The organism is Rhodococcus sp. IEGM 1406 (assembly GCF_030056745.1).
In the GTDB taxonomy this organism is placed as follows: Bacteria; Actinomycetota; Actinomycetes; order Mycobacteriales; family Mycobacteriaceae; genus Rhodococcus_F; species Rhodococcus_F erythropolis.
This window is the reverse complement of sequence record NZ_JASHKO010000002.1, coordinates 493366-515128: the sequence shown is the minus strand read 5'-3', so window position 1 is coordinate 515128 and position 21763 is coordinate 493366. Positions and strand designations below refer to the sequence as shown.

Genomic DNA, 21763 nt, shown 5'->3' with positions numbered 1-21763 from the left:
CCCACCTTCACGGTGGGGAGGGCTCGTCGAACTGCACTCAGGTCCGAGTGATCAGACCTGTGCGGCAGAGAGGATCTCGTTGGCTTCGACAGCCTGTGCGACGCCCGCGACGATGGAACCGGCGCGGATCGCTTCGAAGATGACCTCGCGGTCGACACCTTCCTGGCGGAGGGTGTTCTCGTGAGCTTCGAGGCAGTGGTTGCAGCCGTTGATCGCGGACACTGCAAGCGACCACAATTCGAAGTCGGCCTTGTCGACGCCCGGGTTGCCGATGATGTTCATCCGCAGGCCGGCACGAAGGTCGTCGTACTTACCGTCGAGGTAGCCCTTGGTGCGGTAGAAGACGTTGTTCATGCCCATGATCGACGCTGCGCCGAGAGCGGCGTTGTATGCCTCTGCCGACAGGTTGTCGGCAGCCTCGGAAGCAATCTCCTTGAGCGTGGACGCAGACTTGGTGGCTGCGGCCGTTGCGAGGAGCGTTCCCCACAACTGCTGCTCGTTCAGGACCGTCGTGCGCGCAATGGAACTCAGGTTGAGCTTGAGGTCCTTCGCGTACTCGGGAAGCGAGTTCTTGAGGTTCTCGACGCTCATACTCAGACGCTCGCAGTCAGAAGCTCGCCGGCGTTGATGGTCGGGTCGCCCTTCTTCCAGTTGCATGCGCACAGCTCGTCGCTCTGGAGAGCGTCGAGGACGCGGAGAACCTCGTCGACGTTACGGCCGACGGAACCGGCTGTGACGGAGACGAACTGGATCTCGTTGTTGGGGTCGACGATGAACGTCGCGCGGTCTGCAACGCCGTCGGCGTTGAGGACGCCGGTGGCCTCGGCAAGCTCACGCTTGAGGTCCGAGAGCATCGGGAAGGGGAGGGTCTTGAGCTCTTCGTGCTGTGCACGCCACTGGAAGTGCACGAACTCGTTGTCGACGGAAGCGCCGAGAACCTGAGCGTCACGGTCTGCGAACTCTTCGTTGAGCTTGCCGAATGCAGCAATCTCGGTGGGGCACACGAAGGTGAAGTCCTTGGGCCAGAAGAAGACGATGCGCCACTTGCCTGCGTAGTCGTCACTGGTGACGGTGGTGAAGTAGTCATCGGGCTGCTGGGCATCGACCTTGGACAGGTCGCCGCCGATGACAGCCGTGAGGTTGTAAGCGGGGAACTGGTCGCCGATTGTGAGCAGAGCCATGTGTCTCATTCTCCTACGTGTCTCGTGAACAGGAATTTCTTGCGCACACGATCCGGCTGTTCGGACTGTGACGGCCGAACGTGCTGGATCGAGAGGGTTTGTCACCGTCAGCGGGTCGGACGGTTTCGACTGGAGTGTCGAGGTTGTGACCGGCGCTTTTTGGTATGAGTCCATTCTGCATCAAACCGTTCAAAAGGTAAAGGTGATGGGTGGCACTACACTGATAGGCATGTCTGATCAGACTTATCAACCTTCCTTGTCACAGCTGCGTGCCTTTGTGTCGGTGGCCGAATACCGGCACTTCGGTACTGCCGCAGCACGTTCCGGTGTGAGCCAACCCACACTGTCGCAGGCGCTGGCGGCTCTCGAGGCGGGGCTAGGGGTCAAACTGATCGAACGAAGTACGCGGCGCGTGCTCGTGACCGCGGACGGACAGCGCTTGCTCGGTCAGGCGAAGCAAATCCTCGAGGCTGCCGACGGTTTCGTCGCGAGCGCGGCCGGCTCCGGCGACTCTCTGACCGGACCGCTACGCATCGGGTTGATCCCGACCGTTGCGCCGTACATTCTTCCGGGGTTGTTGCCGGAGCTGCGCGAGAAGCTGCCGTCGTTGGCGCCGCAAATAGTCGAGGATCAAACGGCGCGCTTGCTTGATGCCCTGCGATCGGGAGCGCTCGACGTCGCGGTGTTGGCGCTTCCTGCCGGAACACCTGGCCTGGTGGAAGTTCCTGTGTACGAAGAGGATTTTGTGATGGTCGTGCCGAACGATCATTCCTTGGCCGGACGTGTCGATCTCACGGCGGACGTGCTCGACGCGCTGCCGTTGCTCTTGCTCGACGACGGCCACTGCCTGCGTGACCAGACGTTGGATCTGTGCCGTTCGGTAGACGCCCATCCGCTTGCCGGTGACACGCGGGCTACCTCTCTCGCGACAGTCGTGCAATGTGTGGCCGGGGGACTCGGGGTGACTTTGGTCCCGGAATCGGCTGTTGCCGTGGAGGTTCGACGCGGGGACTTGTCGACGGCGCATTTCGCCGCGCCGGCTCCAGGTCGCACGATCGGCGTCGTGTTCCGCTCGTCGAGTGGCCGAGCAGAAGGATTCCGTCAGCTGGCCGAGCTGGTCCGTTCGGTCAGCCCGACAGTTCCTCGATGACGTAACTCGTTCGACGTCGACGTGAAAGCTAGTCGAGAGAGCCTTCTTTCACGGCAATGACGGCTCCGGGATTGAGAATTCCCAGCGGGTCGAGCGCATCCTTGACCTTGCGATTGAGGGCCATGACGTCTTCACCCAACTGTGACGGCAGCCAGTCGCGCTTGAGTCGACCGACCCCGTGTTCGCCGGTGATCGTGCCGCCGAGCGCGATGGCGAGATCCATCACCCGTCCGAATGCGATCTGTGCGCGTTCGGACATGTCCGGGTCTGCGGGGTCGAAGACGATGAGCGGGTGTGTGTTTCCGTCTCCGGCGTGCGCCACCGTGCAGATCAGGACGTCGAGGTCGTCGGCGATGGCTTCGACCCCGGTTACCAGCTGGGGGAGTGCGCGCATGGGAACGCCCACGTCTTCGAGAAGCAGACTTCCCATCGCGAGCACTGCCGGGAACACTGCCCGCCGTGCCGCCGCAAAAGCGTCACCTTCGGCCTGGTCATCGGTGGCGAATACTTCGGTGGCTCCGTTGTTTTCGCACGCCTGAACAATCGTCTCGATTTCCAGCACGCCTGCCGCGCCGGGTGCGTCGGACTGCGCGAGCAGCAGTGCGTGAGCCTTGCGGTTCAGACCCATGCGTACCGCATCCTCGACGGCATTGATGCTGGCATGATCCATGAACTCGAGCATCGCCGGACGCATGTTGCTGGTGATCGCCAAGACCGCGTCCGCAGCTTCTTGTACCGAGTCGAACGACGCGACGACGGTTGATGCGGGCGGCTGCGCGGGAATCAAACGCAACGTGATTTCGGTGATGATGCCGAGAGTTCCCTCACTGCCCACGAACAGTTTGGTGAGGGAGAGTCCGGCGACGTCCTTGAGAAGGGGACCTCCGAGGCTGACCGCTGTCCCGTCTGCCAGCACGACCCGGAGTCCGAGAACGTAGTCGGTGGTAACTCCGTACTTGACGCAGCAGAGTCCGCCGGCGTTGGTGGCTGCATTGCCGCCGATGGAACAGATCTCGAAGGACGACGGGTCAGGTGGGTACCAGAGTCCGTGCTCTGCGGCGGCTTTCTTGACCTCCGCATTCATCAAGCCGGGCTGAGTAACCGCCACACGGGCGACCGGGTCGATCGTGATCTGTCGCATTCGCTCGGTGCTGACCACTATGCAACCGTCGACGGCGCTGGATCCACCGGAAAGGCCCGAGCCTGCACCTCTGGGAACCACCGGCACGCGGTTGGCGGTTGCCCAGCGCATCACTGTTTGGATGTCTTCGGTGCACGTTGCGCGAACCACGGCAGCGGGGTGGCCTGCGGCCGGGTCGGCGGCCCAGTCCTGGCGGTAGCCCGCGGTCACATCCGGATCCAGCAGGACGGCTCCCTCGGGAAGCGCTGCTACAAGTTCGTCCAAGGCGTGCGAATTTTCGACCGTCATCACTCCATCATGCGTCCGGCAGCGCCGCTGAGGTCCTGACTTGGTCAGATTTGGGCGCGGCACCGTTGCCCTGGCCCCTACCGGGCCGCATCTTCTGGCCAGCCGGGGTAGTTGGGGAGGACGAGGGGTGGGGCGAAGTCGGTGCTCATCCGGAGTCGATTCCCGTCGTGACGCGATTTGAACCAGTCAGAGCAAGTCTCCTGTTGCACACGGTCGCTGGTGGAGCTGGTGAATTTGTCGACGATCCAGCCGCCGAAGACGTCCCCTTCCGGTGCATTGCGGGGCCCTTCGAATCGAGGGTAGGGGGTAGCTGTAGAAGCGGTGTTGTGCATCCAGATCTCGTAACTACTGCTCGGGAGTCGCGACGAATCCGGTTTGCGGCCGTCGTAATCGGTATCGTAGGCGTCGGAGCAGGCGTAAGCGACGACGGTCGAATCGCCAGGGTATCCGGCGGGAATTGTTTGAATACTCAAGATCCGGTTGATGCTGGTACCTCGGTAGACGCGTGGTGGTGTGTCTGCGGGTTCTCCGTAGCGGCGATCGCTCGAGACCGTTCCACGAGTGTTCGCAGTGATTCTCGAGAACCCGTGGTAGGCGTCGCTGCGATCGCCACCACTGTCAACGATGTAGTCGGATTCTATGAATGCTCGGATTATGGTGGCCTCTTCGCTGAAGAGGTCGATGCCGGGGTCTGCGAGCCATTGGTTGTGATAGTCGGTCATGTAGCTCGGTAGTACATAGACGTTTGACGCGGCGGGCGTGGTTGTGGCGCTGACGTTTTCGGTTGAGTTGGGTGCCGCGCAACCCGCGATACATGATCCCATGCTGAATGCCAGTGCAAGAGCGGTTGCGGCGCGGTGGTTTCGCCTTGTAAACGCAGGAAATCTATCCGACATCGTCGAGTCCGTCTCTCATGTTGGTCATGAACGTATCGCGATTGAATCCCCGAAACGTCAAATAGTCCTGCAGTGTGCTGTCGAATTTGCCGTTTAGACCCAGGGTCTCCAGATCGACTGGTCTGAGGGATTCGCTCGGATCGCCATTGACTCGAAAACCGTTCAGTTGCTCGAAGTGTTCTCTTCCGTAGGCGTTGTCGAGTGCCTGAACCAATCGGTAATCGAGAAGGGTCGTCGAAGCCGAACTCTGGTGTGTGAAGTTGAGTTGTGCCGGAGGAACTTCGACCGGGGAGCCCAGGACGTGATCTTTGAGTTCGACTCCCAGCATGCTGACTGCAACGCTGGTCGGTGGTCCGAAGCCTGGGATCATGGCGGCACCGCCGGAAATCAGCCAACCGAGTTCGTCGTATGTTTTCCCACGTCTGCTGATGATGTCCTGTTGCGCCGCCGCAGCGTCACCGGTTCGGTTGAGGGCTTCTTCCTCGAGAGCACCGTCCATCAGTGCCTGGACGCGTCCCGCATATATTGCATATTGCGAAGAACCCGCGGCGATGTCTCCGCTCATGCTGGTTTCGACGAAGGTCCCTTGGAGTTGGCCCGCGGCTCCGAGCATGTTCGCATTGAAACTTGCGGCTGCGTGGGGGTCGCTGTCGATGATCGCGATCACCGATTTTGCATTGGCGAATCTGTCGTCGTAGGCATCGAGATTTTCGAAACCGAGGGTACCGGTTTGATCGGGTTCCAATCCGACGAGATTCCCGATGTACGGGGTCACCGCGGAACCAATGGATTGCGTCAACGCGGGATTCACTTCTCCGATGGATCTGTTGTCCAGGCCGGCGATGTCGAGGTAGGCACCTTTGTTGCCGGCGAGATTGTGGGCGAGTGCAAGGGCAGAGGCGCCGGCCCGTTCGGCAACAGCTGGGTTGGAGTTGGTGGCGTCGGGTCCGATCCAATCGGTGAGGCCGCTGACGGCTCGTCCGTCATCGTTCCATTCGCGGGTGAACAGATTCACCACGTCGTCCTGATGAGCAGGGGTGGTGAGGAAGTCGGCGTTCGAAGGTATGTCCCGAGTGGCAACGTCGAGGGCTTTGGTGAGGCTGGAGTCGAGCTCATCGTTGCTGACGGGCTGGCCGTCGTCGTCGAAGACCAATCGCATCGGGGCGCTCGATGAAGTTTGCGATTGGAGAGGGGCGAGATCTGCGCTGCGATCGAGCAGTGCAGAACTCAAAGCGCTGCCGGATTGTGTCGCCGGGTCTGCATTTCGAAGTATGTCCGTGAGTGCATTCGAATCGTCGAAATGGTTGACGTTCACGGTGGTGGAGTACCCACCGGGTTGGAGTTGCGAGCTGTACGCGGGGTCGCTGAAGATTCTGCGGACGTCTGGCGGAAGGTTGTCGAGGCTGCCCGCGTTGCCGTTGCCGTCGGTGACGTTGGGATTGGAGACGGTGAACATGCCCGAGGCGAGGGCGCTGGGGATTCGCGCGTCGGCGGGGACATTCGCATCGGCGAAGTTGACCGTGCGGAATCCTTCGGCTCCTGCACCGATATTCTTCAGCTCGTCGAGGTTGGTATCGGCGTAGAACTCACGTAGGTAGGCGAGTTGTTCCGGGTCGACGACCACGGGCCCGCCGGCAGCAAGTTGCGCTTGTTGTTCCGGAGTGAAAGTCGTCGCGGCGATCAACCGTTGCTTGGCCGCCTCGCTCTCGGGTGTTGCGCCCGGGGACTGCGCGAGAATGTCGGAGTCGTGGGCTCCCTGACCATCGAACCGAACGTGATGTGAAGGGGTGGTCGACGCTGCATCGGGGATCCCGAAATCGGCCTTGCGGTCGATGAGCGAGGTGCCTGCGGCGGTGATCTCCGTAAGGATTCTGGCGGCGCTCGCGTCAGTCTCGTCGACGTCCGTGAGTGCCGTGCCGATGCGCCACGAGTGATATTCGAGGCGGGCTTCTACCCCGCGCGGATCTGTGCTCGCCAGAGTTGCGGGCGTCGCGGTGACGGAACCGTCGTCAGAGACGGTGAAACCGTCGGCGCTCGCGTCGTCGACGCGGCTGACCAGTGTTTCGCGGGTGTACCGGAGGTTTGCCGATTGCGCTGCGACACAGCGCCCGGCGTCTCCGACTATCGCGACGGCGTCTCGCCCGAAGGCATGCTGCTGGGTTGCCGAATCCCATGCTGCGGTCGCCGCGCTGCCGCTCCAATCGCTGGTTGCGGTGTCCATGATGCGGTGCGCGATGTCGACGTTGCTGTCGAATACGTCATGTCCGCGGCCCAGGGAGCCGGCGTAGTTGTCGAGGGCGTCCAGATTCCAGGATCGGATCTGCGAGATCGACAGTGTCATCGCACGTCTCCCGAATCCTCGATCCGTGCGCCGTTGGCGATGTCGACCCGGGCGAACACTCGTGCGGAGTTTTCCAGTTTCGTGCGGGTAGCAGTGATCCCCGCACCGATCGCGCGGCCGAGTTCGTCGACGGTGACGACGTTGTCGGCTATGGCTGCAGCGAACGCCGACCCGGCGGCTCCGGCCGATGCGGCGGTAGCGGCCTCCGAAGCCGAGAATCCACCGAGTTCCTCGGCAGATGCCGTCAGCCCCTCCGCAGCACTTGCCAATTCGGCTGGATCAGCTGAAAAAGTATCCACACCCATGAACGAATCCCCCCGAATTCATCTGCGAGATCACAGTGAATCGAGGATAGAGCATGCCAGATGACCCGACCTCGAGGGCTGCGTCATCGTCCTCGCGGTCGAGGGGGTTGTGTGAAAGCCCTAGCGGCCCTTCTGCTTTCCGGAGAACCGGCCACCCGAACTCTTGGTCCCACCGGACTTGCCGCTGCCTGATTTGCCGCCCGCCTTGGCCTTACCGGAACCGGCGTTGCGTCCGGATATGTTCTTTGCGGTGCCGGCGCCCTTAGCTTTCTGCCCGTTCTTGGCAGCTTCTGCGCGACGCTCGCGTGCCGCGATCTTGGCCTTGACGGAGCCCTTGATCTTCTCCGCCGGCTCACCGTTTCGGCCGCGGGAACTCTGCGCCGTTCGGCCCCGCACGATGCCGATAAGTTCCTCGACCAGATCTGTGGTCTTGGACTCCATCCATGCCAAAGCCACAGGAGCCTCGGGCGCACCGTCCACCGGACGGAAGGTCAGGTCCTTGCGATGGTGGAACCGCGCCAGCGAATGGGGAACCACGACAACTCCGACGCCGGCGGCCACCAACTCGATGGCGTCGGCGATGGTCGCGGGTCGCTCGGCGGCGGTCTTTCCGGGACGGGTCGGCCAGTCGAGTCTGTCGTCGAGCGGATCGAGCACTATCTCGTCGGCCAGATCGTCGACGGAAATCTGATCGACAGTAGTGAACACGTGATCTTTCGGCACCACCACCACCGGGGTTTCCGCATACAGCGAGATGGCGCTGATGCCGGTCCGGTCGATCGGCAGGCGAACCAACCCTGCATCTGCTTCACCTGCGCGAAGTGCAGCTTCGAGTTCGAGAACCGGGAACTGAACAAGTTCCAGACGCACCTCGGGGAGCCGCTCGTGCCACACCCGGACCCACTTGGTGGGCGTCACCCCCGGGGCGTACGCGAGTCGAAAAATTGCCTGACTATCCGCGTCTGTCACCAGGCAAGGCTACCGCCTTGGTAAAAGCACCCGTATCGGCTGGTTACTCTTGTTGCATGACGTCGAACAAAACTCCCCAGACGATGAAGCCGACGACGGCTGCCAAGAAGCTGGGTGTGTACCTGGAAGCAACACCTGCGCAGTTCCAGGAAGGCGACGTGACTCGTGACGAGCTGACCGCTCTGCAGACCGATCCGCCGGAGTGGCTGCTGGAGCTGCGACGCACCGGACCGCACCCTCGCCCGGTCATCGCCGCCAAGCTGGGTGTATCGATCGCCGGCCTGGCCCGCGGCGGCGTCGAAGAAGCACTCACCACGGATCAGATCGCCGCACTCCTCGAAGAGAAGCCTGATTGGCTCGAAAAGGAACGCGCTGTTCAGGCCGACGTGCGGGCCGAAAACGTTCGCATCAAGGAAAAGCGCGCTGCGCGTCGTAACCAGCCGCGGAAGGCTCGAAGGGGCTGACGCCCCCTGTGCGCCTTTCCGGTAGCGATGACTACCGGAAAGGCGCACAGGCGCTAGCCTTCTACGACGCTCAGCTCGTCGAACACGATTTCACCCGCGGCATCCGATTCCGGGATGTCGACGACGGCAAGCAGCGCCCATCCGTGATCGCCCTCCGGATCCTCGAGCACCTGCCGCACCCGCCAGAACTCTCCGTCCTCAGTGACCTGGAAGAGCGCCGGACCGCGCGCCGACGGCCCGGTTCCGATGGTTGCGTACTCCTCGAAGTACGGCAGTAGTTGCTCTTCCCACTCGGCGGCCTCGATACCGTCCTCGAGGTTTTCCAGCTCGTTCCACTGTCGACGCGACGCGAGATCGATGCGTCGGAACATCGCATTGCGCACCATGACGCGGAATGCGCGCGGGTTCGCCGAGATGGGACGGGGAATGTCGGCGCCGAACGCAACCTCTTCCGTGTCTGCCTCGGCTCCGGGGTCGGTGAGTGACTCCCACTCGTCGAGCAGGCTCGAGTCGACCTGACGGATCAGCTCGCCCAACCACTCGATGATGTCTTCGAGTTCCTCGGTGCGCGCTTCGGTCGGGACGGTTTGCCTCAGCGCGCGGTAGGCGTCGGCGAGGTAGCGCAGGACGAGGCCCTCGGACCGGGTAAGTCCGTAATGGCTGATCAATTCGGCAAACGTCATGGCGCGTTCGATCATGTCGCGCACCACGGACTTGGGGGAGAGGGCGAACTCGGTTATCCACGGGTGGCCACCCCGGTACATTTCGAAAGCCGGGAACAGCAAGTCCGACAACGGTTTCGGCCAGGTGACCTCTTCGAGAAGCTCCATACGCTCCTCGTACTCGATGCCGTCCGCCTTCATCTGCGCCACCGCTTCGCCGCGTGCGAAGTGCTGCTGCGCCATCAGAACCTGACGCGGATCGTCGAGCGTCGACTCGATGATCGAGACGACATCGAGTGCGTAACTGTCGGATTCGACGTCGAGCAGTTCGAATGCCGCCAAGGCGAACGGTGAGAGTGGCTGGTTCAAGGCGAAGTCGCGTTGCAGGTCCATGGTCAACCGAGCCATGCGGCCGTACTCGTCGGGTTCGTCGAGGCGTTCCACGATCCCGGCGCTGAGCAATCCGCGATACAGCGAGATCGCTTTGAGGATGTGCTTGCGTTGCGCCGGACGCGATTCGTGGTTGTCCTCCAACAGATGCCGCATCGCGTCGAAGCAGTTGCCCGGGCGGGCAATGACATTGAGCAGCATCGAGTTGCTGACCGAGAATCGCGATACCAACGGTTCGGGCGATGCCGCGACCAAGCGGTCGAACGTCGCTTCGCTCCAGGACACAAACCCCTCGGGAGCCTTCTTGCGTTGAATCTTCTTGATCTTCTTCGGATCGTCGCCGGCCTTGGCGACTGCCCGCAGATTCTCCACTTCGTGTTCCGGTGCCTGGACGACAACGGTGCCCATCGTGTCGTAGCCTGCACGACCCGCGCGGCCGGCGATCTGATGGAACTCGCGGGCCTTCAGATGCCGTGTGCGGACGCCGTCGTACTTGGCGAGACCGGTGAGCAGCACTGTGCGGATCGGGACGTTGATTCCGACGCCCAGAGTGTCGGTACCGCAGATCACCTTGAGAAGCCCGTCCTGCGCGAGAACTTCGATGAGCCGTCGGTACTTGGGCAACATGCCCGCATGGTGAACGCCGATGCCGTGCCGGACCAGGCGCGAGAGTGTCTTTCCGAACCCCGTGGTGAAGCGGAAACCGCCCAGCGCTTCGGCGATCGCTTCCTTCTCGGCCTTGGAACAGAAGTTGACGCTCGTCAGTGCCTGGGCGCGCTCGAGCGCGGCCGCCTGCGTGAAATGCACGATGTAGACGGGGGACTGGTTGGTGGTCACCAGATCTTCGATGGTTTCGCCGACCGGCGTGGTCGCGTAGGAGAACATCAAAGGCACAGGGCGTTCCGTGCCGGAGACGACGGTGGTGGGCTTCCCGGTGCGACGCGTCAGATCCTCGGAGAAGAAGTCGACCTCACCGAGAGTTGCCGACATCAAGAGGAACTGCGCGTGCGGCAACTCTATGAGCGGAACCTGCCACGCCCAACCTCGATCGGGTTCGGAGTAGAAATGGAACTCGTCCATCACGACTTGGCCGATATCGGAGTTCGGGCCCTCTCGCAGTGCGAGATTCGCGACGATCTCTGCCGTCGCACAAATGATCGGCGCCGACGAGTTCACGGCGGCGTCGCCGGTCATCATGCCGACGTTCTCGGCACCGAAGACCTCACACAGCGCAAAGAACTTCTCACTCACCAAGGCCTTGATCGGCGCTGTGTAATAGGTGCGCTTGCCGAGCGACATCGCATAGAAATGCGCGCCGATCGCTACCATCGATTTGCCGGACCCGGTCGGCGTCGCAAGGATCACGTTTGCACCCGAGACCAACTCCATGACGGCCTCTTCCTGGGCAGGATAGAGCGTCAAACCTCGTTCGAGGGTCCACGAAGAGAAGGCGTCGAAAACGGAATCAGGATCCGCGTTGTCGGGGAGAAGTTCCGTCAGCAGCACTCGTACAGGCTAGCCGCAACCGCGGATCAGGTTGCGCTTCGCTCGTCCGAGCCCATGGCGTCGAGCACTGCCATGCGGGTGGACGACGTTCCGGTGATGGTGTTCTCGCCGACGCCGGAGATCAGCATGTGACGCCAGCGGGCCTCGTCGAAGACGAGTGGTGCGGTGCTGGAAAGAAAATCTTCGACGATCTGCAGGAAACGCATCGGATCGTCGCGGAACGGGAAGTGGCCCGAGCCGCGGAAGATTTCGAGACGTGAGTTCGGCATCGCCGCATGCGCGAGGTGAGCGTGGGAGACGGGAATGACGGAGTCGTCGTCGCCCCAGATCAGTTGAACCGGCAGATTCTCGGTCAGATAACAGCGGTCGAGCATCGTGACGACCTGCCCGCGCCAGTCCACGACTGCCCGCAGCGTACGAAGGTAAGCCTCGTAGGCAGTGGGGTCGGGGAGATCAGCGAGCACTCGAATCAGGTCTGGCGTGTCGTGCAGCATGGTGCCGGGGCGCAGATTCGAACCGTGGACGACACCGGCAAGGTTTCCGGCCATCCGGACGAGCGGCATCGCGCCAGGTATCCGGAGCAGTTTGACGACCTCGTTGACCACCGGAACGGACATGAGCCGCAGCAGCGGGTGGACGTCCTTGGTGACGCCACCGGCCGAGACCAGCACGAGGCGATCGACCATGTGCGGGAACTGATACGAGAACTGCATCGCGACGCCGCCGCCGAGCGAATGCCCGATGACGGTGACGTGCTCGATACCGAGCGTCGACAGAAGATCACGCATGCCGTTGGCGTACGCGGCTACCGAGTAATCTGCGCGCGGCTTGTCGGAGCGGCCGTGACCCAACAGGTCAGGTGCGATGACGGTGTACTTCTTGGCGAGGTGGGGAATGATCTCGGTCCACGTCGACGAGTTGTCGCCGATTCCGTGCAGGAGCAGTACTGCCGGACCCTCGCCGGCTATCCGAAATGCGCGTCGGTAGCCGTGAATCGTCCGGAACATCATCCGCGGTTCCTCGTCGGGGACCGGTCGGAGCTGACGGTTCCGTGGTCTGCTCATGTCGCCTCCTGGCTCGGCGTGTGACCACGTTGACTGTCTGCTCCAGTTGTTGAGCCGTCAACGAAAATCACACAGAGTTTGAGGCTATCCGACGGATGTGTCCTGAACAACAGCCCAGGTAACGGAGGGGTTGCGGAATGCGCACAATGTCGAATTATGCGCCCCGCCTGTCACATTTTCGTCAGTTGTCGCCTCGATCGAGGTCTCCAGCTGAGCCGAAGTCGTCATTTCCTGCCTGTTCGGCCAGGAACTTTTCGAACTCTGCGCCGATCTCGTCACCGCTGGGAAGGTCGGCCTCGCCGGCCAGAAGGGACGACTGTTGTTCCTGAGCGGCGACAAAAGTGTCGTATTGACGCTCCAAAGCGTGGACTACAGTCTGAACTTCTTCGTTCCCGGCTATGTGCTCGTTAACCTGTTCCCGAACGCGCGCCGCGGCCTCACCCAGTGCAACCAAGGGCAATTCCAGATCCGAAACCTCGGAAACGTTTTCGAGCAAAGTCTCTGCGGCGCCCGGGTAGTCCGTTTGCGCGAGGTAGTGGGGGACATGCACCGAAAAGCCCATCGCCTCGTGCCCGTGCTGAGACATACGAAGCTCGAGGAGTGACGATGCGCTGCCGGGAACCTGCAGTTCACCTGACCAACGCTGATGGTCCTGGATCAGGTCCTTGTTGGTCGAATGTGCTGTCACACCCAGCGGTCGGGTGTGCGGGATTGCCATCGGAATCGCGTTGAGCCCGATGGTTCGACGCACTCCCAGCTGTTCGGACAACAGACGAACGGCTGTGGTGAACCGCTCCCACTTGAGGTCCGGTTCCATCCCTGCGAGCAGCAGGAACGGCGTGCCGGCCGTATCGCGCAGTGCGTACAGATTGAGCGCCGGAGCGTCGTAATCGGAGAAATGATCGGCCTTGAACGTCATCGTTGGTCGACGTGAGCGGTAGTCGATCAGCTCGTCGACAGCAAACGACGCGACAAGCTCGGTTTCCAGGCTTTCCCGCAGATGCGTCGTCGCCAACTTCACGGCGTGACCGGCGTCGGAGTAACCCTCGAGTCCGTGAATCAGGATCGGTCCCTGGCCGTCGGCAGCCGCCAACTGGGGCGCCGGAAATTCCAGCTCGTACATCCTCGACTGTTCGTCCATCGCAGTCCCCTTCGCTCTTCGGTCTTGATCTCAAGTGTCCACTATCGGCGCACGCTCGACAGCATCGGAGTCAGGTGCCCGACAGCACTGGATCAGACGTTCATCGGTAAGAACACCGAGTCGGTGACCGATCATTCCCGATCCGACGAGACGGACGTTCGCCGAGAGCGAAGCCGAGCGGTATCTTTCGACACTTGGCCTGGGCGTTCGCTAGATGTCGGGTGCGCGGCTTCGGACATGGCAGAGTGGAAGACAAGGTCGGCACGGCCGATTTGTCCGAAATGCATTGGTCGATTGTCGGGATCGGTCGAGGTCGAGTGCGGAGGCTTACATGCGGGTGTGTCCACGATCGTCCAGGCGAGTGGCCGCATGCTCCCTTGCTGCGGTGGCCGCCGTTGCACTACTCGCGGGCTGCTCCGGGTCGGTCCAAGGTGCACCCGTTCCGGACTCCGCGCCGGCGACTGCCGGTGCGACCGACAGCGGCTCGGCGGCGCCGAGTACGACGACTGCACCCAAATCCTCGACGCCGAAATCCACCTCTCCGAAAACGGCGGCACCGTTGTCCGAACTGCTGCTGACTCCCGAGGAATTTCCCGAGCCCTTCGGCGCTGTTGTGCTGCCCCCGCAGGCCGTTCCGATGGCAGCGCCGGATCTAGTCGGCGTCCCACGCGGTGCCACCGTCGATCCATCCGAATGTGAGCCACCGGAACAGGATTACGGTCCGAACGGGACCGTGATGGCGGTCGGGACCGACAATGCGACGAGGGCAACGATTTCGGTCGAACTCACGAAGGTCGATGCACCACTGGACGAGTTGGAAGCGCAAACGCGCCAGTGCCCGTCCATGACGGTCACTGCGAACGGCGTCACCACTACAGTGACGACGGAAATTCTTCCGCCGTCGCCGATCGATGCCGACAAGACGATGTCACTTCGCCGCACCGTCGTGTCCCCCAAAGCCGCAGCCGGCGATCAGACGATGCTGACATTGATCGCGCAGGTCGGCGACGTACGGGTAGCAACAACACTGATGACGTTCGGTTCTGCGACGCCCTCGACGGCACCTCTGGATCAAGCGTTCACCGCAGCCGTACAGAAGGTCAAAGCAGGCAAGTGATTTCGCAACACACGGGTCCGACACAGAGCGGACCTTTTCGGTGCGGCGCGATCATTCGTCCCCAACTGACTCGATAATCCACAGACGAATTCGGCGTCGCTGTTTTCCCTGGTCGAGCGGATGGCGGCATCGGGGCGATCGACGAGGGTCTGTGCATGACCACATCACCTCTTCCAGGAGAATTCGAATTCTCCGACGACGACCTGGCCCTTTTCGGACGCGTTGAACGTGTTTCCGATCCAGGCGAATTGATCGCGGCAATACCCGCCCTCCTGGGATTCCATCCGTCCAACTCCGTCGTTGCGCTGTCTTTGATGGGCGCTTCCGCCTCGACGCTCGGCCCGGTAATGCGACACGACTACTTTCCCAGCGTCAAGGGAAAGCCTGCGAGGCAGATGAGCGCGGCGCTGCGCCAGTTCGCCGCCGTGTGTGACGGGGAAGGGGCGCGTGCGGTCGTTCTCGTGGTGATCGCCGATTGCTCGACAGCTGAAACTCTCATCGACGAAACCATCGAGCTGGCCGAGGTATTCGAAGACATGCTCGGCGGAACCTGCGTCGAGCTGGCTGACGTATTGTGCACGGCCGCAATAGAATCTGGCCAGCCGTGGACGAGCGTCACGCGTTCGATTCACCGCGGCACCGTGCCAGACCCGGCATCTTCGTCGGTCGCGGCGGCGCAGGTGTTGGGCGGGAGGGTCATTCGCCGTTCGCGTGAGGAACTGGTCCGGTGGGTACACGGTGCCGCTCGCAATCACGACGCGATTGCCCGACTGATCGCGAGCCGCCGAGAATCGAGTGAGTACAGCGGGGGATCAGGCCGTGATGCCGCAGTTCAGCGCCGGGTCGATCTGGTGTTGGAACATGTCCGCCGTGTGGAGGCGGGCACTTACTACCCTGACCCGCAGGAATGCGCCGATCTGGTGGTCGCTTTGACGGACGTTCACGTGCGCGACGTGGTGTTGGGTCTGGCGATCACGTCGGTTGCCGCACATGCCGAGCACTTGTGGCTCGTACTTACCCATGAAGTACCGTCTCCCGAACGAGCTTGGCCGGCAACACTTCTCGGGTTCTTTGCATACGTGTGCGGCGACGGCCCCCTGGCAGGTGTTGCGCTGTCGGCCGCACTGTCGGCCGATTCGGAACACACCTTGGCCGGATTGCTGGATTTATCGCTGCAATCCGGTGTGCACCCCGATGGGATCCGTGAGCTTGCGGCCGTCGGATTGTCCATCGGGGAATCGCTCGGAATTGCCGGTTTGCCGCCGGCACTGCCGAGTGGAAGCTAGCGAGCAGCGTGTGAGCGGTCGCCCAGATCCTGGAGGAACTGCCATGCATCGGCGACTATGACGTCGAGATCGGTACGCGTGGGCGTCCAACCCAACTCGGCAATCGCCTTGTCGCTCGATGCGATCAGTACTGCCGGATCACCCAGCCGTCGTGACGCGTCTTCGGCGTTGATCGGCAGGCCGGTGACCCGCGCACAGGCAGCGATCACCTCGCGCACGCTGAAGCCGGCACCACTTCCGAGGTTGTAGATGCGGTGCTCGCCGGGAACCGAGGATTCGAGCGCCAGCAGATGCGCTTCGGCGAGGTCAAGCACGTGTATGTAGTCGCGTACCGCGGTGCCGTCCGGCGTGGGCCAGTCGGTTCCGAATACCGAGATCTTGTCTCGCTGCTCGAGTGCGACCTGAAGGACGAGCGGAATCAGGTGGGTTTCGATCACCCGGTTCTCGCCGGCGGACTTGTACGCACCCGCGACGTTGAAGTAGCGCAAGCTGGTAGCGCCGAGGCCGTGGGCGATCGAGTACGAGGTGATCGCATGATCGATCGCGAGCTTGGTCGCGCCGTACGGATTCGTAGGGCGGGTCGGAGCGGTTTCCACGATGGGGGACTGCTCCGGCTCGCCGTACGTCGCGGCGGTGGAAGAGAACACGAGCCGGGGAGTGCCGGAGACACGAATCGCCTCGAGCAGCTCGATGGTCGTGACGACGTTTCCGCGCCAGTACTTTTCGGGGTGCAGCACGGATTCGCCGACCAGCGACTGCGCAGCGAAGTGAAGTACGCCGTCGAAAACCGGAGAACCCGCATTGCCGAGGATGTCGGCGGCCAGCGCCCCCACATCCCCTTCGATGAACTCGGCACCGGCAGGCACCGCGTCGGCATTTCCGGTGGAGAGGTCGTCGATGACGACAACTTCGTGTCCACGCTCGAGCAACACAGTGCTGCACACACTGCCGACGTAACCGGCGCCGCCGGTGACCAGGAGTTTCATCTAGTTCCTCAGACCTGCTTGACCTGAACGGCGTGAGCCATTTCCTCGGACAGGTCGAACCCGCTGTGACCCGGCACGATGATGGTCACCGAGCCCGGACGGGTTTCGACCGTCACCCTGGCGTCGGGAACGACGCCGGCGTCACGCAGCTGCGCGATTACCTCGGGATCGGACTGCACGTGCTCGGCGAGTCGCCGAACGACCACAGCTGTCTGTGCGCCGTGCGGAATATCGGTCAGGCGCACCAACGTTTCGGTGGTGGCAACCGGGCCGTCGAGTCCCAACTGGTCCAAGCCCGGAATCGGGTTGCCGTATGGCGACGTCGTGGGGTTGTTCAGAACGACGACGAGCCGACGCTCGACCTCCTCGCTCATCACGTGCTCCCAACGGCATGCCTCGGCATGTACGTCTTCCCATTTGAGACCGATGACGTCCACCAGTAGGCGCTCTGCCAACCGGTGCTTACGCATGACAGAGATCGCGAGATCGCGACCCTTGTCGGTGAGTTCCAGATGTCGATCGCCGGCGACCATCAGCAAGCCGTCGCGCTCCATACGCGCAACTGTCTGGCTGACGGTGGGTCCGCTCTGTTCGAGCCGTTCGGCGATCCGCGCCCGGAGTGGGACTACGCCCTCTTCTTCCAAGTCGTAGATCGTCCGGAGATACATCTCCGTGGTGTCGACTAGATCCTTCACACTCAACCCCTTCGTCAGTTGATCATTCTACCGTTCAGTTCGTGGTTCCGGTGCCGCCTCCACTGCGGCGAGTCCAGCGCGTGTCCGAATTGGATTCGTGTCACTCGATCTCGGTCTCCGAAGCGGGCCGCGAGTGTGGTGTGCGGCACGAAACGAGAAGGAAGTAGCGTGATCCCATGACCGCGTCGATCAGATCTGACGGGGACCCCGCGGCGTCTCGAGCGAATCGAGTCGTGGTGTGGAGTCCGGAGTACCTGAGCTATCGGTGGAGCGCCGATCACCCGATGAATCCCACTCGCCTCGATCTCACGATGGCACTCTCGCGAAGCCTCGGACTTCTCGAGGGCATCGAATTTCTCGAACCGAGCGCCGCGTCCGATGCCGACCTCCTCAGAATCCACACACCGGCATATCTTGCAGCGGTCAAAGACGCGGGTAACTCTGCGAACAACGGTGTGAGCGGCCAGGATGTTCCCCACGGGCTCGGTACCGAGGACAACCCGGTCTTCCCGCACATGCACGAAGCCAGTGCGATCCTCGCCGGCGGCTCGCTGGCCGCAGCGCAGGAAATCGCTTCGGGACGTACGAGGCGCGCGGTCAGCATCGGCGGCGGCATGCACCATGCGATGGCGGATTGGGCCTCTGGATTCTGCGTCTACAACGATGCGGCGGTTGCGATTTCGTGGCTGCTCGACAACGGCTACGACCGCATCGCCTACATCGACGTCGACGCTCACCACGGCGACGGAGTGCAACATGCGTTCCTCGGGGACCCGCGGGTGCTCACGGTCTCGCTGCATCAGCACCCGGCAACCTTGTGGCCGAACACCGGATGGTCGAGCGAGGTCGGCGACGGGGCCGCCGAAGGCACTGCAGTGAACATCCCGGTGCTTCCCGGAACCGTCGACGCGTTGTGGCTGCGCGCATTTCACGCCGTCGTACCGGGGGCCATTGCTGCCTTCCGCCCGCAGATCATCATCAGCCAGTGTGGAGTCGACTCGCACCGCGAGGACCCGCTCGCGGACCTCGCTCTGACCGTCGACGGCCAGCGCGCAGCGTTCCTGGCAATGCGCGATCTTGCCGACCGCTACTCCGAGGGCCGGTGGCTGGCAGTCGGCGGCGGCGGATACGGACTGGTTCGCGTCGTGCCGAGGGCATGGACTCACCTGATCGCTGCCGCGCTCGATCGCGAGGTCGACGTCGACACAGCTGTGCCTGACGAGTGGAAGGAATCGACGAAGCTGCGAGCGCCGAGCGTCGACCTCCCGCCGACCATGGGCGACGGCGGAGATGTCGCATACACCCCGTGGGACGGCCCGGGTGGTACACCGGAGACAGGTGTCGCCTCGGTAGATCGTGCACTCACCCGAATCGACTCGGCGATCATCGCCACACGCCGCGCTTCGTTCCCGCTACTCGGACTCGACCCGGAGGATCCCCGTGACTGAACAGTCCGATACCGATGCCGGCGGCGCGAGCGACCAGGCGCCGAAGACCGACCCCGCTCACACCTATCCCCATTCGTGGGTAGTCGACGTTCTCGCCTCCGACGGCGGCGCGGTGGCGTTGCGACCCATCGTTCCCGAGGACGCGGACAAGCTCGTCGAATTCCACGGCAAACTCTCCGAGCGCACTCGGTACCTGCGCTACTTCGGCCCGTATCCCACGATGTCGGCGCGCGACGTGAAGAACTTCACGACGGTCGACCACCACAACCGCGTCGCCTTCGTGATGATGCTCGGAGACGAGATCATCGCGGTGGGTCGCTACGAGCGACTCCTCGACGTCGGTGACGGAAAGTCTGCCGAGGTCGCCTTCGTCGTCGCCGACGCACACCAGGGGCGCGGCCTCGGCCCGATCCTGCTCGAATACCTGGCAGCAGCAGCGGCTGAGAACGGCCTGACGATGTTCGTCGCCGAGGTCCTGTCCGAGAACCGCAACATGGTGACGGTGTTCCGTGAGGCGGGGTATCAGGTGAGCCGCTCGTTCGACGGTGGCGTGCTGCGACTCGAATTCGCGATCGACCCGACGGAAGCGCTTGTTTCAGTGCGTAATTCGCGTGAGCGGGCAGCTGAGGCCCGCAGCATGGGAAACGTGCTGAGTCCACGATCGGTGGCAGTGATCGGCGCATCAGCGGACCCCGCCAAGGTGGGTAACGCGGTGTTGACCAACCTGCTGCGCGGCGGATTCACCGGACCGGTCTACCCCGTCAACGCTGAGCATCGTTCGGTTCACGGGGTGCGGGCGTACCCAACTGTTCGTGACATTCCTGACGACGTCGATCTCGCCGTCGTGGCTGTACCTGCGGAATCGATCAATTCGGTACTCGACGACTGCCTCGACAAGGGCGTCAAAGCGCTGGTGGTGGTCTCGTCGGGCTTCAGTGAGAGCGGTCCGGACGGACGCTCGTCCGAACGCAAACTGGTCCATGCAGCACGCGCTCACGGAATGCGCCTCATCGGTCCGAATGCGCTGGGTGTCGCGAACAACGACCCCGCGATCTCGTTGAATGCGACTCTCGCGCCGGTCTTGCCGGTGGCAGGCAACGTGGGTTTCTTCTGTCAGTCCGGCGCGCTCGGTATCGCCATTCTCGACGAAGCCGCGCGCAGCCGAATCGGGTTGTCCGCCTTCGTTTCTGCCGGCAACCGTGCGGACGTCTCGGGCAACGACCTTCTGCAGTACTGGGATTCCGACCAGTCCACCGAAGTGGTCCTTCTCTACCTGGAGAGCTTCGGCAACCCGCGAAAGTTCTCCCGGATCGCCCGCCGAGTTGCGCGGAAGAAGCCGATCGTCGCGGTCAAGAGCGGTCGGCACGCGGTTCCGCCGGTTCTCGCCGCCACCGGAGTCGAGATCGACGATTCGATCGTCCGCGCCCTCTTCGAACAGGCGGGCGTCATCCAGGTCGGCTCCATTTCACAATTGTTCGACTGTGCCTTGCTCTTCGGATACCAGCCGTTGCCGGCGGGTCCGCGGCTTGCTGTCATCGGCAACTCGACCGCGCTCGGTGTCCTTGCCGCGGACGCCGCCCGCAGTGAAGGTTTGCAGGTCAGCGACCCGGTCGACCTTGGTGCCCAGGCGAGTCCGGAACTGTTCGCCGCTGCCGTGCGCGACGCGTTGGCGTCGTTCGACGTCGATGCCGTCATCGCCGTCTTCGTTCCTCCGGTTGCCATTCCGGTCGAGCCGTTCGCGAAAGCACTCAAAGACGCCGTCGCCGGCTCGGACAAGCCGATTCTCACGACGTTCCTCGCAGCCGAGGGTGTGCCGGACGTCCTGGCGGTCCGCGACGAAGTCGGAAACCCGACCCGCGGTTCGGTGCCGTCCTACCCAGGGCCGGAGCGCGCCGCACTGGCGTTGGCGAGGGCCTGGCGTTACGCGGAGTGGCGTAGCAAGCCTGCGTCGAAGGTTGTTCGCCCCGCGGGAATCGACTCCGAACGAGCCCAGAAGATGGTGGCCGCCTGGCTTGAAAACTCGCCTGGCCGTTGGCTTTCGGACGTCGAAGCAGCAGCTCTTCTCGAGTGCTACGGGGTTGCAGTCGTCGAATTCCGTTCGGTCCTGAGCGAAGACGAAGCTGTAGAGGCAGCGGATGCTGTCGGCTACCCGGTCGCGGTCAAGGCAACCGGCGAAATGTGGCGCCACCGACCGGATCTGGGCGGCGTCAGGCTGGATCTGAGTGGGCCGGAATCGGTGCGCCTCGCTTACCGAGATCTTGCGGCCGCATCGGGTGAACCGCTGCTGCACGTGCAGAAAATGGCAACCAAGGGCATCGGGTGTGTGGTTGGTGTCCAAGACGACCCGTCGTTCGGTTCGCTGATCTCATTCGGTCTCGCCGGTGTGATCTCCGATCTCCTCGGGGACCGTGCCTATCGCGTACTGCCGCTCACGGAAGACGCTGCTACGGAGTTGATCGACGCACCCAAGGCAGCGCCGCTGCTCTCCGGATATCGCAACGCCGTTCCGGTCAACAAGGGTGCCTTGGTCGATCTGGTCCAGCGGATCTCGGCGCTGGCCGACGACATTCCGGAAGTCCGCGAACTGGCCTGTGAGCCGGTACTTGCTTCGGCTACCGGCGCGGAGATCACCGATTCGCGAGTACGCATCGGGCCAGAGCCGAGCGCAATCGACCTGGGGCCCAGGCGTCTGCGGTAGGTACAACGAACAACGCCGGCCATCGCACATTCCCG

18 protein-coding genes are annotated in these 21763 nt (G+C 62.8%); 6 read left to right on the top strand and 12 right to left on the bottom strand.

Annotated elements, in window-relative coordinates; all coding sequences use genetic code 11:
• Positions 1-51: 51 nt before the first annotated feature.
• Together ahpD and QM596_RS11715 are read right to left on the bottom strand one after the other, a co-directional pair.
• Entirely contained in the window at positions 52-591 is a 540-nt protein-coding gene (ahpD, locus tag QM596_RS11720; protein WP_003942122.1) for an alkylhydroperoxidase, AhpD family, read from the bottom strand.
• A 2-nt stretch (positions 592-593) separates the two neighbouring features.
• Complete coding sequence (locus tag QM596_RS11715; RefSeq protein WP_003942119.1) at positions 594-1181, bottom strand: peroxiredoxin; 588 nt, start codon at positions 1179-1181, stop codon at positions 594-596.
• Positions 1182-1410: 229 nt separating this feature from the next.
• Between QM596_RS11715 and QM596_RS11710 the strand changes: the two genes are divergently transcribed.
• Positions 1411-2331, top strand: coding sequence for a hydrogen peroxide-inducible genes activator (locus QM596_RS11710; protein WP_024487432.1), 921 nt, complete (start codon positions 1411-1413; stop codon positions 2329-2331).
• A 28-nt stretch (positions 2332-2359) separates the two neighbouring features.
• Here QM596_RS11710 and QM596_RS11705 read toward each other — a convergent pair whose 3' ends face one another.
• The 5 genes from QM596_RS11705 to QM596_RS11685 all read right to left on the bottom strand — a co-directional run bounded on the left by QM596_RS11705 (position 2360) and on the right by QM596_RS11685 (position 8271).
• Positions 2360-3760: an FAD-binding oxidoreductase gene (locus tag QM596_RS11705; RefSeq protein ID WP_024487431.1), complete on the bottom strand. Its 1401-nt coding sequence runs from the start codon at positions 3758-3760 to the stop codon at positions 2360-2362.
• A gap of 77 nt (positions 3761-3837) precedes the next feature.
• On the bottom strand, positions 3838-4482 hold the full coding sequence (locus QM596_RS11700) for a hypothetical protein (protein WP_029255252.1): 645 nt from the start codon (positions 4480-4482) through the stop codon (positions 3838-3840).
• Between the two features lie 163 nt (positions 4483-4645).
• Entirely contained in the window at positions 4646-6997 is a 2352-nt protein-coding gene (locus QM596_RS11695) for a TPR repeat domain-containing protein (protein WP_283309094.1), read from the bottom strand.
• A complete protein-coding gene (locus QM596_RS11690) occupies positions 6994-7302 on the bottom strand; it encodes a type VII secretion target (RefSeq protein WP_021334291.1) in 309 nt (102 codons plus the stop codon). Before QM596_RS11690 ends, QM596_RS11695 begins: the two co-directional genes overlap by 4 nt.
• Positions 7303-7422: 120 nt before the next feature.
• Positions 7423-8271, bottom strand: a complete 849-nt coding sequence (locus QM596_RS11685) for a LysR substrate-binding domain-containing protein (RefSeq protein ID WP_003942255.1) — start codon at positions 8269-8271, stop codon at positions 7423-7425.
• A 56-nt stretch (positions 8272-8327) separates the two neighbouring features.
• Between QM596_RS11685 and QM596_RS11680 the strand changes: the two genes are divergently transcribed.
• A complete protein-coding gene (locus QM596_RS11680; protein ID WP_019748228.1) occupies positions 8328-8735 on the top strand; it encodes a DUF5997 family protein in 408 nt (135 codons plus the stop codon).
• A 53-nt stretch (positions 8736-8788) separates the two neighbouring features.
• Here QM596_RS11680 and QM596_RS11675 read toward each other — a convergent pair whose 3' ends face one another.
• From QM596_RS11675 to QM596_RS11665, 3 genes are all read right to left on the bottom strand, one after another.
• The gene (locus tag QM596_RS11675; protein WP_020907550.1) at positions 8789-11293 is read right to left on the bottom strand and encodes a DEAD/DEAH box helicase; all 2505 of its coding nucleotides are present in this window, start codon (positions 11291-11293) and stop codon (positions 8789-8791) included.
• A 26-nt stretch (positions 11294-11319) separates the two neighbouring features.
• Positions 11320-12357, bottom strand: a complete 1038-nt coding sequence (locus tag QM596_RS11670; RefSeq protein ID WP_019748230.1) for an alpha/beta fold hydrolase — start codon at positions 12355-12357, stop codon at positions 11320-11322.
• 181 nt (positions 12358-12538) lie between these two features.
• Complete coding sequence (locus QM596_RS11665) at positions 12539-13498, bottom strand: proteasome assembly chaperone family protein (protein WP_003942198.1); 960 nt, start codon at positions 13496-13498, stop codon at positions 12539-12541.
• A 361-nt stretch (positions 13499-13859) separates the two neighbouring features.
• Between QM596_RS11665 and QM596_RS11660 the strand changes: the two genes are divergently transcribed.
• Complete coding sequence (locus QM596_RS11660) at positions 13860-14615, top strand: sensor domain-containing protein (RefSeq protein ID WP_029255254.1); 756 nt, start codon at positions 13860-13862, stop codon at positions 14613-14615.
• 155 nt (positions 14616-14770) lie between these two features.
• The gene (locus tag QM596_RS11655) at positions 14771-15901 is read left to right on the top strand and encodes a DUF4192 domain-containing protein (protein WP_283309090.1); all 1131 of its coding nucleotides are present in this window, start codon (positions 14771-14773) and stop codon (positions 15899-15901) included.
• Here QM596_RS11655 and galE read toward each other — a convergent pair.
• The gene (galE, locus tag QM596_RS11650) at positions 15898-16887 is read right to left on the bottom strand and encodes a UDP-glucose 4-epimerase GalE (protein ID WP_283309088.1); all 990 of its coding nucleotides are present in this window, start codon (positions 16885-16887) and stop codon (positions 15898-15900) included. The two genes, QM596_RS11655 and galE, sit on opposite strands and share 4 nt — an antisense overlap.
• A gap of 8 nt (positions 16888-16895) precedes the next feature.
• Positions 16896-17582, bottom strand: coding sequence for an iron-dependent transcriptional repressor DtxR (locus QM596_RS11645; protein ID WP_003942150.1), 687 nt, complete (start codon positions 17580-17582; stop codon positions 16896-16898).
• A 176-nt stretch (positions 17583-17758) separates the two neighbouring features.
• Here QM596_RS11645 and QM596_RS11640 point away from each other — a divergent pair, with 176 nt between their 5' ends.
• Positions 17759-19030 (top strand): acetoin utilization protein AcuC, encoded by a 1272-nt coding sequence (locus QM596_RS11640; RefSeq protein ID WP_019748234.1) that lies wholly within the window; start codon positions 17759-17761, stop codon positions 19028-19030.
• Positions 19023-21728: a bifunctional acetate--CoA ligase family protein/GNAT family N-acetyltransferase gene (locus QM596_RS11635; RefSeq protein WP_020969494.1), complete on the top strand. Its 2706-nt coding sequence runs from the start codon at positions 19023-19025 to the stop codon at positions 21726-21728. The genes QM596_RS11640 and QM596_RS11635 overlap by 8 nt, the downstream gene beginning before the upstream one ends.
• Positions 21729-21763: the final 35 nt, after the last annotated feature.

Coding starts and splice junctions, on each gene's coding strand:
- ahpD (WP_003942122.1), bottom strand. CDS start 591: ATGAGCGTCGAGAACCTCAAGAACTCGCTTCCCGAGTACGCGAAGGAC.
- QM596_RS11715 (WP_003942119.1), bottom strand. CDS start 1,181: ATGGCTCTGCTCACAATCGGCGACCAGTTCCCCGCTTACAACCTCACG.
- QM596_RS11710 (WP_024487432.1), top strand. CDS start 1,411: ATGTCTGATCAGACTTATCAACCTTCCTTGTCACAGCTGCGTGCCTTT.
- QM596_RS11705 (WP_024487431.1), bottom strand. CDS start 3,760: ATGACGGTCGAAAATTCGCACGCCTTGGACGAACTTGTAGCAGCGCTT.
- QM596_RS11700 (WP_029255252.1), bottom strand. CDS start 4,482: ATGACCGACTATCACAACCAATGGCTCGCAGACCCCGGCATCGACCTC.
- QM596_RS11695 (WP_283309094.1), bottom strand. CDS start 6,997: ATGACACTGTCGATCTCGCAGATCCGATCCTGGAATCTGGACGCCCTC.
- QM596_RS11690 (WP_021334291.1), bottom strand. CDS start 7,302: ATGGGTGTGGATACTTTTTCAGCTGATCCAGCCGAATTGGCAAGTGCT.
- QM596_RS11680 (WP_019748228.1), top strand. CDS start 8,328: ATGACGTCGAACAAAACTCCCCAGACGATGAAGCCGACGACGGCTGCC.
- QM596_RS11670 (WP_019748230.1), bottom strand. CDS start 12,357: ATGAGCAGACCACGGAACCGTCAGCTCCGACCGGTCCCCGACGAGGAA.
- QM596_RS11665 (WP_003942198.1), bottom strand. CDS start 13,498: ATGGACGAACAGTCGAGGATGTACGAGCTGGAATTTCCGGCGCCCCAG.
- QM596_RS11655 (WP_283309090.1), top strand. CDS start 14,771: ATGACCACATCACCTCTTCCAGGAGAATTCGAATTCTCCGACGACGAC.
- galE (WP_283309088.1), bottom strand. CDS start 16,887: ATGAAACTCCTGGTCACCGGCGGCGCCGGTTACGTCGGCAGTGTGTGC.
- QM596_RS11640 (WP_019748234.1), top strand. CDS start 17,759: ATGACCGCGTCGATCAGATCTGACGGGGACCCCGCGGCGTCTCGAGCG.